This is a genomic window from Metabacillus herbersteinensis, assembly GCF_042433335.1.
GTDB lineage: Bacteria > Bacillota > Bacilli > Bacillales > Bacillaceae > Metabacillus > Metabacillus herbersteinensis.
In genome coordinates this window covers 43,785-56,652 of record NZ_JBHLVO010000008.1, presented here as the reverse complement: position 1 = coordinate 56,652, position 12,868 = coordinate 43,785, and the positions used below count along the sequence as shown (strand labels likewise).

The following is a 12,868-nucleotide window of genomic DNA, read 5'->3' as shown; positions in this document are numbered from 1 at the left end:
CATTTAAAATATGGCGGCTTTTATTTATCTAACTTTTTCCTTTTGGGGAGCTAGGAGGAAATCGAAGTCACAGCCTTTATCGGCCTGCATGACGTGTTTTTGGTACATCTGAACATAACCTCTAGCAGCAATGGTCGGAGGAGTCCAGCTTGCTTTCCGGTTTGCTAATTCCTCATCAGACACAAGAAGTTCTAGCTTTCGGTTATCAACATCTACCACAATGATATCTCCTGTTTGTATAAGTCCAATAGGTCCGCCTACTGCTGCTTCAGGTGCCACATGGAGAATAACTGTTCCAAATGCGGTACCACTCATTCGTGCGTCCGAAATCCGAATCATATCTCTAACACCCTTTTTTAGTAGATATTGAGGAATCGGCAGCATACCTGCTTCTGGCATACCAGGTGCTCCAACGGGGCCTGCATTTTGCAATATCAATATATCATCAGCTTGAATATCCAAAGTTGGATCATCAATCATTTTTTCAAGTTCTTTGGTAGAAGAAAAAACAACAGCTCTCCCTCTATGATTCAGTAAATCTTTTGATGCAGCTTTAGGCTTGATGACCGCACCATTAGGGGCAAGGTTCCCTTTTAATACAGCTATTCCACCTTCTTTATGTAAGGGCTGTTCAAACGGATAAACGATATCCCGGTAAACATCTGAAATGGTAACGTCTCTTATATTTTCTTTCAATGTAGTTCCTGTTACTGTTAATTCATCTAAATGAAGAAGGGATTCGAGCTCTTTCAGTACAGCAGGTGTACCTCCAGCATTAAAGAAATCCTCCATTTGGTATTTGCCCGCTGGACGTAGATTAGCTATAAAAGGTGTTGTTTTGCTTAATTCATCAAATCGGTCAAGAGGCAACTTTATACCGAGACGACCTGCAATTGCAATCAAATGGATGACAGCATTTGTAGAACCACCAACGGCCATAAGCGCTCTGATTGCGTTATCAAGGGATTTCTCTGTAATAATCTGCGAAGGTGTTATTCCTTTGTTTACAAGTTCTACAATCTTTTTGCCTGTTTCAATAGCATGCTTCAAACGGGCATTATGAGTAGCTGGGATTGCTGCACCACCAGGTAGCATCATGCCCATGGCTTCGGCACAAACTGCCATCGTGCTGGCACTGCCCATTACCATGCAGTGACCGGCGGTTGGAGCCAAAGCTTCATTTATAGCATCCTTTTCCTGTTCAGTTATGTTATCACCGCGATATTCTTGCCAGAAAAAACGACAGTCGGAACAAGCCCCAAGCGTTCGTCCTTCATACTCACCGTTATTCATTGGTCCTCCTGTAATAATAATTGAAGGAATATCAGCACTTGCAGCTCCCATTAATTGTGAAGGGGTTACCTTATCACATCCACCAATCAACACAACTCCGTCCATAGGCTGAGCACGAATCATTTCCTCTGTATCCATCGCAGCTAGGTTACGAAATAACATAGTAGTAGGACTTGTATTGATTTCACCAAGTGATATGGTCGGAAACTCTAACGGAATTCCTCCTGCCATTAAGACTCCTTTTTTAATAGCTTCTACAAGTGGTCCGATATGGGTATGACACCGATTAATCTCGCTTTTCGTATTGCATATGCCGATTACGGGCTTTTGGAAATCCTCCTCATCAAACCCGAGGTGTCTGTTAAATGCTTGGCGTATAAATTGGCTAAAGCCAGCATCGCCATAGGAGGTAAGCTTTTTGTTCGCAGGTTCCTTCATATAAACCGCCCTTTCGTTAATTAAATATTATGGTAAGACCAATTAAATTTTGAATATTCTATTACTTACAAAAGTATCATAGCATGAAAGATATTTTTCAACAAACAAAATATGGATCAAAATGAAAAAGTTATAAATAAATACGAAATGCATGTTGACAAAATTTTCAGACTTATTATACACTTGGTTTATATATATCCCTCTATGAAATTCTGTAAACAAGTTATCGGTGTTTAAATTGGTCAGACCATACTAATATATTAAATAATTGCTGATTGGAGAGCTAAAATGTTTGAAATGTTCGAGATTAAACAGCATTTTCAATCTAAATCCTTAAACGATATTGAAGCAAAAATTAAAGAAGAAATAGACACAAATCTTTCCCTGGCTTCTTTGCCTGAAAAAGCATCTGTTGCAATTACAGCAGGAAGCAGAGGTATTTCAAACATTGCATTTATTTTGAAGGTAATTGTTGAAACTTTGAAGGAAAAAAGACTGAATCCCTTTGTAGTTCCAGCAATGGGGAGCCATGGTGGAGCGACCGCCATTGGTCAGGTCGAAGTATTAGAGCATTTAGGAATTACTGAAGAAACGATTGGAGCACCGATACATTCATCCATGGAAGTTGTAGCCATTGGGACAACAACTAAAGGGGTACCGGTCTACATGGATCAGCATGCGTTCAATGCTGATGGAATTATAGTCGTTAATCGAATAAAAGCGCATACAGCATTTCGTGGGAATGTAGAAAGTGGACTCAGTAAAATGATTGCCATAGGTCTTGGGAAAATAAAGGGAGCAACTTATATACACCAGGGCGGAGCATTAAAAATGGCGGAAACGATTGAAAATGTATCCAAAGTTGCTCTCAATCACTCTCCCATTCTTTTCGGACTTGCCATTATTGAAAGCGGTTACGATGAAACAGCGGATATTATAGGAGTTTCTAAAAACGAATGGCATAAGAGAGAGTCTGAATTACTAACTTGGTCAAAAGAAATGATGCCTAGTTTACCAGTTGAAGACGTTGATTTACTCATTGTTGAAGAGATGGGCAAGTGTTTCAGCGGTACTGGAATGGATCCTAATATCATTGGAAGGTGGAGAATAGAAGGAGTACCAGAACCTGAAAGCCCGAGAATAAAGAGAATAGCTGTTATGGACCTGGCAGAACAATCCTTTGGAAATGCTCAAGGTGTAGGACTTGCCGATTTTATGACAGAAAAGCTATACAACAAGATTGATAGAATCTCTACTTATACAAACGCATTAACAAGTACTTATTTACAAAGAGCGATGTTTCCTTTTATATATAAATCCGAAAAAGAAGTAATTAACACTGCCATACGAAGCTTAGGACCAGAGATAGACTACGAGAAGCTTAAAGTCATTCAAATTCCAAATACGCTTCATTTAGGGAGAGTATTAGTTTCAAAAAGGATTATAAAGGAACTTGAAGAATTAAATAAATCATTTGAAATCGTCCGAACTTATCAACTGTCATTTGATGAAATGGAAAACTTGGCTGTAAAAGTAACGAATGCGGAATAAGGAGGAGATAGAGTGAAAGAAGTTGCAGCAAAGGCGCAAAAATCTGCATTGATCATAGATGCTACTGATAACGTCGCAGTAGCTTTGCAGGATTTTAAAAAAGGAGACCAATGCCAAATAAGTTCAAATGGAAGAGAAGAAAAGATCCAACTTTTAGAAGATATTCCATTCGGTCATAAATTGGCTATTCAATTCATTGAAGAAAATGAAAGCGTTTTAAAATATGGTGAAGAAATAGGAAAGATGAAAACCGCAGTAAAAAAGGGTGGATGGATACATGTCCACAACATGTTTTGTGAAAGGGGGGGTGGAAAATGAGTCAAACATTTATGGGTTTTTTACGGAAAGATGGAAAAGTCGGTGTTCGAAATCATATCGCTATTATTCCTTCCGTATTCTGTTCAGCGAAAGTAGCAGAACGGATAGCCTACCAAGTTCCAGGAAGTGTATATTTCCGGCATCCTGTAGGCTGCAGTCAAGTGGGTGAAGATCTTGAAGTCACTGCAAAAACACTGATCGCGATTGGAAATAATCCGAATTTCGCAGGAGTTGTGGTCGTCGGATTAGGATGTGAACGATTTTCACCATATGAACTGGCAGATGGAATCGCACCATCCAATAAAATGTTGGACACAGTGGTCATTCAAGAAGAAGGTGATTCTTTAGCTGCCATTCAAAAAGGGAGCAGAATAGCCAGAGAAATGCAGCAAATGGCTTCAAAACAAGTAAGAGAGGAATTTCCGGTTAGTAAGCTAATCATTGGTTTAAATTGCGGAGGTTCTGATATGACTTCTGGACTAATCGCTAACCCAGCTCTTGGACATGCTTCGGACAAGCTTGTTAAGCATGGAGGCTCTTCAATCTTAAGTGAAATCACCGAACTGTTAGGAACAGAAGAAATTCTTGCAAGAAGAGCAGTAAATGATGAAGTTGCCCAAGACATTATGAACACTGTTCGTCACACGGAAGATAAATTGCTAAAGCAAACACAGCAATCGAGTAACAAGGCAAGAACACACCTTATTTCTACTGGTAATTATGATGGTGGATTGTCTAGTGTGGTTGAAAAATCGTTAGGAAGTATGAAAAAATCGGGAAATGCTCAATTTAGTGGAGTGATTCAATATGGTCATCAGCCAAAATCACAGGGATTATTTTTACTAGATTCACCTGGGCATGATGGGGAAGTTTCAACAGGACAGGTGGCAGCAGGAGCCCAGATTATTTTATTCCCGACTGGAAGAGGAACACCAACAGGTTTTCCAGGTGTACCCGTTATAAAAATTACAGGAAACCCCAAGACATATGGGCGAATGAAAGAAAACATAGATATCAATGCCGGTGAAGTTTTATTAGGAAATCGGACATTAGAGCAAATGGGAGAAGAAATCTATCAAGATATTCTAGAGGTTGCTTCAGGTAAACAAGTGAAAGCAGAAATTTTAGGCCATGATGAACAGTTTTGCATTACGCGTCTTCCATAAAGAAGATGCTTAATCATAAAATAAAAACTGGGGGTAAAGGGAAATGAAAAAATTAATGTCAGTCCTTTTAGTAATGGTAATGGGATTAATGCTAGTAGGTTGTGCGAGTAGTCAAACATCATCAGAAAGTGATAAAGAAGAGTCGTCGGATAAGGCTGAGGGATATCCGGAAAAAGCAATTACTGTCATAGTAGCCTATGAAGCAGGTGGAGGAACGGATTCAGGAGCACGAATCATGCTGCCTTATGTAGAAGAAGCACTAGGTGTACCAGTGAATATTGTTAACAAGCCAGGTGGAGGCGGTTGGATTGGGTGGTCAGAATTGGCGAACGCTAAACCAGATGGTTACACAATCGGATATATTAACACTCCTAATTTTATGACAGGATACCTTGATCCAAAGTTCAAACGTAAAGAAAACTTAGAAAGCTTTACACCGATAGCAAATCACGTAACGGATCCAGGTGTAATTGCAATTCGTACGGATGAAGATCGTTTTACAAATATAGAAGAATTGGTTGAGTACGCTAAAGAGAACAGATTAACCGCTACTTCTACAGGAGTAGGCAGTGATGATCATTATGCATCACTGAAAATGAATGATCAATTAGGTACACAATTTGATCCAGTACACAACAAGGGTGCCGCAGATAGTGTTACATCCGTTTTAGGTGGACACGTTGATGTAATGTTCGCAAATGTTGGAGAAGTAACTAATCTGCATAAAGAAGGGAAAGTAAAAATCATTGGTGTTATGGGGGAAGAAAAATCTCAATTCCTTCCTGATGTACCGACGCTTGCTGAAAGTGGATTTGATGTTTACTCCTGGTCGGCACGTGGACTTGCAGCGCCAAAGGGAATGGATCCAGAACAGCTTAAAATCCTTCAGGAAGCATTTGATGAAGGTATAAAAAACAAAGAACATGTAGAGAAAATGGGTAAATTAGGTCTCGAAGTTAATTACCTCGCTGGACAGGATTATATGAATCTGCTTAAAAACGATGAAGATGAGGTTCGAAAACTAGGCAAGTTAATGGGATGGTAAGTCACAGTTTATTTGATAATTAGGAGGCTCGACAGTGAATCATTCGAAAATCATTTATTTTGATCATGTCTTTCCAGAATTCAAGAAAATCATAAATGAACACTTGCCTCAGGGGTTCGAACTCTTATTCTGGCAAGATTTAAATGAAAAAGAACAAAAAGAATACTTGCCTGAAGCAGATTATTTAATCGTAGCAACTGAAAAATTAGGGGAAGAGATTTTCTCTCAAGCAAAAAATCTAAAACTTATACAAAAAACAGGTATTGGTGTTGATAATATCGATTTAGATGCTGCGAGAAGGTTTTCTTTGCCTGTAGCAAATACGCCTGGTGCAAATGCTACCGGGGTAGCCGAGCTTACAATATTGTTAATTCTTGCTTTATATCGAAAACTACCAAAGGTGAACATTGAAACGAAAAAAGGAAACTGGTTAATGTGGGAGCTCCGACCTTTTTCATTTGAAATGGAAGGAAAAACTCATGGATTTATTGGGTTTGGAAATATTGGAAGAGAAGCCGCAAAACGTTCAAAAGCATTTGGAACAAATATTATTTATTACGATTTATTTCGTACTAAACCAGAAGTTGAAGAACAACTTCAGGCAAATTATGTGCCTTTAGAAGAATTACTACGTAAGTCAAATATAGTGAGCCTTCATCTTCCATTGTTACCCGAGACAAAAGGGTTACTAGGAGAAAAGGAACTCTCAATCATGAAACAAAATGCTGTTTTAATTAATGTTTCAAGAGGCGGAATTGTTAAGGAAGATGCATTATATCAAGCATTAAAGTCAGATCAAATTGCTGGAGCTGGAATTGATGTTTGGGAAAGTGAACCAACAGAGAGTGATAACCCTCTGTTATCACTTGAAAATGTAATTGCTTCCCCACATATTGGTGCAGGAACCCGAGACACACTCAATCGTGTATTACGTACTGCATTTCAAAATATAAAATCGGTAAATGAAGGGGAAGTTCCAAGTCATCTAGTTTTGGATGTCAAAGTTAATGTGTAAATCGTTTTATTAAAAGAATCCACCAGGAGGAGAGAAAAAAATGAACTTAAACTTGGAAGGCAAAACAGCGCTTGTTGTAGCTTCTAGCCAGGGATTGGGGAAAGCTATAGCCGCTCAACTAGTCATGGAAGGCGCTAATGTCATGTTAACGAGTCGAAATAAAGAAAAGCTACAAGAAGTTCAGGAAGAGCTTCAACAGTTAGGAGGAGGGAAAGTCGCCTATTTTCCATCGGATATTACTAAGGAAGAAGAAATCAAAGCATTAGTACAGCATACAAGAGAGACCTTGGGCGACATTCATATATTAATAAATAACTCCGGAGGTCCTCCAGGCGGAACGTTTGAAAACTTTGAGGATAAGGATTGGTATCAAGCCTTTGAATTAAATCTACTAAGCTATGTTCGTTTAATTCGGGAAGTCCTTCCAGACCTGAAGAAAGAAGGGGGTAGAATTATTAATATTGCTTCTTCTTCTATTAAGCAACCCATACCAGGTTTGATTTTATCAAATACTTTCCGTTTAGGAGTTTTAGGACTAGCGAAAAGCCTTGCTGAAGAGCTCGGGCCATATAATATCTTAGTAAATACAGTGGCACCTGGAAGAATTGCAACAGATCGGGTAGCTTTTCTAGATCAACTCAAAGCAGACAAGCAGGGGGTTTCCCGTGACCAGGTTGAGGAGTCTTCCAAAAAGACAATCCCTCTTGGCCGTTATGGTAAACCTGAAGAGTTTGCTAAAATAGTAACCTTTTTAGCATCAGATGCAAATACGTATGTTACCGGAAGTTCATTGCTGGTGGACGGTGGAATGGTTAAATCACTTTAAGGTATGTATGAATGACATAATGGAAGGTTCCTTCATAAGTAAAGTGAAGGAACTATTCTATTATTCTTGCAAGATATGACCATCGATAAACCAAAATTGTAAAAGGCAGGTGATTCTCGTGAAAAATCTAAACATGTGGGTAGGCTTTGCTATTCTCGCATTCGCAGGGTTTATTTTTTGGCAGGCGCTTTACTTTGACTATTACAGTAATATAGGACCCGGACCTGGTTTATTTCCCATTTGGTTAAGTGGCCTACTCATCATTCTTTCGCTGCTCTTTATTGTAAGTGCTTTCAGAACGGATAAAATCTATTTTTCTGATGTTTTTCCAAAAGGCAAGCAGAGAACTAAGATTATCAGGATATTGGGATCAATTCTCTTGTTTATCCTAATTTCACCTTACGCAGGATTTACGATCGCTGGAATATTGATACTATTCATTCTGTTTTTTGGTGAGATGAAATGGTATACAGCGATAGGTACATCTGTTGTTACAACTCTAGTAATATTTCTCGTATTCAAATCTTTCTTGGGTGTTCCATTACCTGTCAATATATTCGGATGGTAAGGAGGTAAGCAAATGGAGTCTTTAGAATTTTTATTATCAGGATTTGAAACGGCCCTTACTTGGCAGAATTTAATGTACTGTTTCATCGGGGTAACGGTTGGAATGCTTGTAGGTGTATTACCTGGATTAGGACCGAGTGCTGGAACGGCAGTCCTCATTCCTCTTACATTTGCGATGGAACCAATGTCTGCCATTGTTATGCTCTCAGGTATTTATTACGGGGCCATGTACGGCGGAACTATTACTTCAGTACTGATTAATACACCGGGTGAAGCCTCTTCTGTTATCACTTGTTTGGATGGGCACCCGATGGCAAAGCAAGGAAGGGCTGGCACAGCACTAGGAATTTCAGCCATTGGATCATTTATTGGCGGAACGTTTGCTATTTTAGGTCTAGTACTTGTCGGTCCGCCATTAGCCAACATGGCACTTAAGTTTGGTCCACCGGAGTTCTTTGCACTTATGTTATTGGGAATGACGATGGTTATTGGATTAATCGGTAAATCCATCATAAAAGGAATGATGGCTGCCGTAATTGGTCTGATTTTAGCACTTGTAGGGTTAGATCCAGTTACGGGGATTCCTCGATTTGCATTTGGTCAGCCATACTTGATGGATGGATTTGACTTTGTTGTTATTGCTATGGGTTTATTTGGATTATCAGAAATACTAATAAGCGCAGAGCAAAATATGAAGGCTGAAAAACCACCTAAGGTTAAAGGTCTCTTCCCTACACGCGCTGAGTGGAGTCCTGCATTAAAATCGATTGGAAGGGGAACAGGACTTGGTTTCTTAATTGGTTTAATACCTGGTACCAATTCCGTAATCCCGCCAATCCTCTCTTATTCAATGGAGAAAAAAATTGCGAAGGATCCGTCTCGTTTTGGAAAGGGAGCGATTGAAGGAGTTGCAGGTCCAGAAACGGCAAACAACTCATTCTGTGGAGGGGCATTAATTCCTTTGTTCACACTTGGTATTCCAAGTTCACCAACGATTGCTATTCTTCTTGGGGCTTTTATTATGCATGGTCTCACACCGGGTCCTACTTTATTTAAGGAAAACCCTGACTTTGTTTGGGGCGTTATCGCAAGTATGTTTATCGGTAACTTTATTTTGCTCTTCATGAACCTACCAATGGCTGGATTATGGGCCAAGGTTACCTTGATACCATTCAAGTTGTTATTTCCGATCATTTTAATGGTCTTGATTGCTGGAACATACACAATTAATAACAGTCTTTGGGATGTTGGCGCAATGTTGGTGTTCGGAGTAATGGGCTATATCTTCAAAAAGGTGGATATTCCAATTGCTCCAATTGTTCTGACGTTTGTTCTAGGGGCATTAATGGAAAATGCGTTGATGCAATCATTAACTATTTTTCAAGGAGATTTCTTGGCATTGTTCCGACGTCCGCTTTCCGGAACTCTTTTAGTATTATCGATTGTAATTCTACTAATTAGTTTAGTTGCAGGCTTCCGTAAGAAAAAGGATTTCCTAGCAAGTGATATTGATATGTAAAGAAAGAAGCTATGAGGAGGGTTAAGATTTGAAAAAGATAATGATGGTACTATTGATTCTGACTTTTGCTCTTTCTTTAGCTGCCTGTAACTCTGGTGGTCAAACAGCTTCCTCAAAAAAGGAGGCTGGGAGCGGCGAGGACAATTTCCCTAATAAACCGATCACTTTGATTGTTTCATATGATGCAGGTGGAGGAACTGACTCGGGTGCAAGAGTTTTAATGCCTTATGTGGAAAAGGAACTTGGAGTTGCAGTTAACGTTGTGAATAAGCCAGGCGGTAGTGGATGGATTGGCTGGGGAGAATTGGCCAGAGCAAAACCAGATGGATATACGATCGGCTATATAAACTCACCTAACATTATAACAGGGTACCTTGATCCGAAATTTAAGCGTGAAGAAAACCTGGATAGTTTCTCCATGATCGCTAACCATGTTACAGATCCTGGAGTTATTGCTATACGATCTGACGAGGACCGGTTTAGTAATATTAAGGAACTAATTGAATATGCCAAGACACATAAGCTGACAGCTACCACTTCGGGAGTTGGAAGTAATGATCACTTTGCTATATTAGGCCTTAATGAAGAATTCGGCACACAAATTACCCCAGTTCATACGAAGGGTGCTGCCGATGGATCAACAAAGGTAATGGGTGGTCATGTTGACATTTTTGTAGCAAAAGTTGGAGAAGCGGTGAAGCTTCATGAAAGTAAACAACTAAAGGCCATTTCTGTACTAACTAAGGAACGATCACCGTTTTTAACTGACGTACCAACGTTAGAAGAAAGTGGTTTTGACGGAGTAAGCTCATGGTCTTCCAGAGGAATTGCTGCACCAAAAGGTGTAGATGAAGAGAAAATCGAAATTATTCTTGCTGCTCTTGAAAAAGGTATAAAAAATAAAGAACAAGTAGACAAGATGGCAAACATGGGTCTCCAAGTTGACTTTAAAGCTGGAAATGAATATATGAAGGTTCTAAAAGAAGATGAGCAACGTGTTAAAGACCAGGGACATTTATTAGGTTGGTAAATTAAGTGAAGGTTACAATTTTAAAAGAAATTCATTGAAAAGGTGTGTTTGACTTAATGGGAAACAATGGTCCGTTATCTGGTGTTAAGGTTCTTGAGTTTACACATTGGTTATCTGCACCATACTGCGGTAATATTCTTTCCGATTTAGGTGCAGAAGTAATAAAAGTAGAGTCACCTTCAGGGGACCAAGTCAGGAAAACAGGTTCCTATTATAAAGATGGAGAGAGCTATCTCTATTTAGTGTATAACCATGGCAAAAAAGGTTTGGTTCTTGATTTAAAAAAAGAAAAGGGAATACAAATTGCATTAGATTTAATTAAAAAATCCGATGTGTTGATTGAAAATTTCCGTCCTGGCAAAATGGACAAGTTAGGTCTTGGCTATGAACAGGCAAGGAAGAATAACGAGAAAATTATTTATTGCAGTATATCAGCGTTTGGAAACACACCAGAATATATTGACAGGCCAGGAATGGATCCTATTATTCAAGGTATGGGAGCAGCCATGAGCATGACAGCAAATGACGAAAATTCTCCTCCTTTACTACCGGGTGTTCCGATTGCGGATAATTCGACTGCGATGATGGCGTTTGGTGCCATCTCTGCAGCATTATACGAACGTGAAAAGAGCGGAATCGGGCAAAAAATAGATCTAAACCTAATTGATATGATGGTATTCAATCTTTCAACAAGATTTGGTCAGTATCTTGCCACAGGAGAAAATCCAACACCGATGGGGAATCAGCATTCCCAGGTAGTTCCATATCAAGCATTTTCAACAAAAAACGGCTGGATAATGGCTGGAGCGCAAGCCGATCATGCTTGGGAACCCTTTTGTCGGGCTATTAAAAGGGAAGATTTAATTAGCATAGAAAAATTTAGTACGAATCAGAAACGAGTCGTCCACCGTGAAGAATTAACAAATCTATTAAACACTGTATTTAAAGATAGAACGACTGAAGAATGGTGCGAAACGCTAGAACAAAATAATATACTTCATGGTCCTATCTGGGGAATTCACGAACTCATAAACAGCGATTTAATTAAGGATCATGAGGTTATTGTGGAAGCAAAGCATAGTAAAATAGGGAATATCCCTGTCATTAAGTCGCCCATTTCCTATTCCAGGACAAAGGTAGAGGTTCAATCCGCTGCCAATCTGCTGGGAGAACATACGTATCAAGTATTAGAGGAGTTAGGCTATAGTGATCAGGAAATCGATGATCTATTAAACCATGGGGTGGTGAGCGCAAGTGAGCGACCTGTTGTTTGAAGTTCATGAGCATATTGGAATAATAACGCTAAACCGTCCTGATTCACTAAATTCATTCAGTCAGGAAATGATTACACAGTGGATCGAAGCACTGGAGCAAATCAAGAATAACGATTCAATATATGTTGGAGTGGTTACAGGCAATGGAAGAGCTTTTTGTGCAGGAGGAGATACGAAAGCATTAAGAAATGGCGAAGGGTTTATGGCCAAAACGGCCGGGGAAGATGACGATTTTGTTGACTTGCCACTTAATGTGAAAAACGGTCTATGGAAACATATTCAACGCATCCCTTTACTGATGGAAAATATTGATAAGCCAATGATTGCTGCAATTAATGGTCCTGCTATCGGAGCAGGTTTGGATATGGCGCTCATGTGTGATATTCGCTATGCATCAGATCGTGCTAAACTCGGGGAAGGTTATGTGAACGCTGGTATCGTACCAGGAGATGGTGGAGGTTATTATCTCCCCCGTCTTGTGGGAGTGGACAAGGCGTTGGAACTGCTCTGGACTGGGAAAATTCTAAACGCGGATGAAGCAAAGGCCATCGGGTTGGTAACACATGTCATTCCAGATGATCAATTAATGAATGAAGTCTTGGCTTTTGCAAAAAGACTAACAAATGGTCCACAAGAAGTAATAAAAATGACTAAACGAATTGTTTACGAAAGTAGGACAATGTCATTAAAACAATCATTAGATCTGGTTTCATCATTTATGGCAATTGCAGTACACCATCCGGACCACCAAGAAGCCGTTAAGGCTATGAATGAAAAAAGAAAACCTCAATACAACTAATACATAAAACCCCGTTCAATAGTGACG

Annotated in this window: 12 protein-coding genes; 11 read left to right on the top strand and 1 reads right to left on the bottom strand. The window is 39.5% G+C overall.

Annotation, left to right across the window (positions count from 1 at the left end; translation table 11 throughout):
- Nucleotides 1-24 precede the first annotated feature (24 nt).
- Nucleotides 25-1,731, bottom strand: coding sequence for an IlvD/Edd family dehydratase (locus ACFFIX_RS11615; RefSeq protein ID WP_378934043.1), 1,707 nt, complete (start codon nucleotides 1,729-1,731; stop codon nucleotides 25-27).
- Between the two features lie 288 nt (nucleotides 1,732-2,019).
- Here ACFFIX_RS11615 and ACFFIX_RS11610 point away from each other — a divergent pair, with 288 nt between their 5' ends.
- From ACFFIX_RS11610 to ACFFIX_RS11560, 11 genes are all read left to right on the top strand, one after another.
- A complete protein-coding gene (locus ACFFIX_RS11610; protein ID WP_378934041.1) occupies nucleotides 2,020-3,282 on the top strand; it encodes a nickel pincer cofactor-dependent isomerase, group 22 in 1,263 nt (420 codons plus the stop codon).
- Between the two features lie 12 nt (nucleotides 3,283-3,294).
- Nucleotides 3,295-3,600 carry a UxaA family hydrolase gene (locus ACFFIX_RS11605; protein ID WP_378934039.1) on the top strand — a complete coding sequence of 102 codons (306 nt, stop codon included), beginning with the start codon at nucleotides 3,295-3,297 and terminating at the stop codon, nucleotides 3,598-3,600.
- A complete protein-coding gene (locus ACFFIX_RS11600) occupies nucleotides 3,597-4,766 on the top strand; it encodes a UxaA family hydrolase (RefSeq protein ID WP_378934037.1) in 1,170 nt (389 codons plus the stop codon). The genes ACFFIX_RS11605 and ACFFIX_RS11600 overlap by 4 nt, the downstream gene beginning before the upstream one ends.
- A 43-nt stretch (nucleotides 4,767-4,809) precedes the next feature.
- On the top strand, nucleotides 4,810-5,811 hold the full coding sequence (locus ACFFIX_RS11595) for a tripartite tricarboxylate transporter substrate binding protein (protein ID WP_378934035.1): 1,002 nt from the start codon (nucleotides 4,810-4,812) through the stop codon (nucleotides 5,809-5,811).
- 34 nt (nucleotides 5,812-5,845) lie between these two features.
- Nucleotides 5,846-6,826 carry a 2-hydroxyacid dehydrogenase gene (locus tag ACFFIX_RS11590; RefSeq protein ID WP_378934033.1) on the top strand — a complete coding sequence of 327 codons (981 nt, stop codon included), beginning with the start codon at nucleotides 5,846-5,848 and terminating at the stop codon, nucleotides 6,824-6,826.
- 40 nt (nucleotides 6,827-6,866) lie between these two features.
- Entirely contained in the window at nucleotides 6,867-7,652 is a 786-nt protein-coding gene (locus tag ACFFIX_RS11585; protein WP_378934031.1) for an SDR family oxidoreductase, read from the top strand.
- A gap of 118 nt (nucleotides 7,653-7,770) precedes the next feature.
- Nucleotides 7,771-8,220 (top strand): tripartite tricarboxylate transporter TctB family protein, encoded by a 450-nt coding sequence (locus ACFFIX_RS11580; RefSeq protein ID WP_378934029.1) that lies wholly within the window; start codon nucleotides 7,771-7,773, stop codon nucleotides 8,218-8,220.
- 12 nt (nucleotides 8,221-8,232) lie between these two features.
- Nucleotides 8,233-9,738, top strand: a complete 1,506-nt coding sequence (locus tag ACFFIX_RS11575) for a tripartite tricarboxylate transporter permease (RefSeq protein WP_378934027.1) — start codon at nucleotides 8,233-8,235, stop codon at nucleotides 9,736-9,738.
- Between the two features lie 28 nt (nucleotides 9,739-9,766).
- Nucleotides 9,767-10,768 carry a tripartite tricarboxylate transporter substrate binding protein gene (locus ACFFIX_RS11570; RefSeq protein ID WP_378934025.1) on the top strand — a complete coding sequence of 334 codons (1,002 nt, stop codon included), beginning with the start codon at nucleotides 9,767-9,769 and terminating at the stop codon, nucleotides 10,766-10,768.
- Nucleotides 10,769-10,824: 56 nt separating this feature from the next.
- The gene (locus ACFFIX_RS11565; RefSeq protein WP_378934023.1) at nucleotides 10,825-12,042 is read left to right on the top strand and encodes a CaiB/BaiF CoA transferase family protein; all 1,218 of its coding nucleotides are present in this window, start codon (nucleotides 10,825-10,827) and stop codon (nucleotides 12,040-12,042) included.
- Nucleotides 12,023-12,841 carry an enoyl-CoA hydratase/isomerase family protein gene (locus tag ACFFIX_RS11560; RefSeq protein ID WP_378934021.1) on the top strand — a complete coding sequence of 273 codons (819 nt, stop codon included), beginning with the start codon at nucleotides 12,023-12,025 and terminating at the stop codon, nucleotides 12,839-12,841. The genes ACFFIX_RS11565 and ACFFIX_RS11560 overlap by 20 nt, the downstream gene beginning before the upstream one ends.
- Nucleotides 12,842-12,868 lie beyond the last annotated feature (27 nt).

Excerpts from the sequence above, each read along its gene's own strand:
- ACFFIX_RS11615 (WP_378934043.1), bottom strand. The coding sequence starts at position 1,731 with ATGAAGGAACCTGCGAACAAAAAGCTTACCTCCTATGGCGATGCTGGC.
- ACFFIX_RS11575 (WP_378934027.1), top strand. The coding sequence starts at position 8,233 with ATGGAGTCTTTAGAATTTTTATTATCAGGATTTGAAACGGCCCTTACT.
- ACFFIX_RS11600 (WP_378934037.1), top strand. The coding sequence starts at position 3,597 with ATGAGTCAAACATTTATGGGTTTTTTACGGAAAGATGGAAAAGTCGGT.
- ACFFIX_RS11610 (WP_378934041.1), top strand. The coding sequence starts at position 2,020 with ATGTTTGAAATGTTCGAGATTAAACAGCATTTTCAATCTAAATCCTTA.
- ACFFIX_RS11595 (WP_378934035.1), top strand. The coding sequence starts at position 4,810 with ATGAAAAAATTAATGTCAGTCCTTTTAGTAATGGTAATGGGATTAATG.
- ACFFIX_RS11565 (WP_378934023.1), top strand. The coding sequence starts at position 10,825 with ATGGGAAACAATGGTCCGTTATCTGGTGTTAAGGTTCTTGAGTTTACA.
- ACFFIX_RS11585 (WP_378934031.1), top strand. The coding sequence starts at position 6,867 with ATGAACTTAAACTTGGAAGGCAAAACAGCGCTTGTTGTAGCTTCTAGC.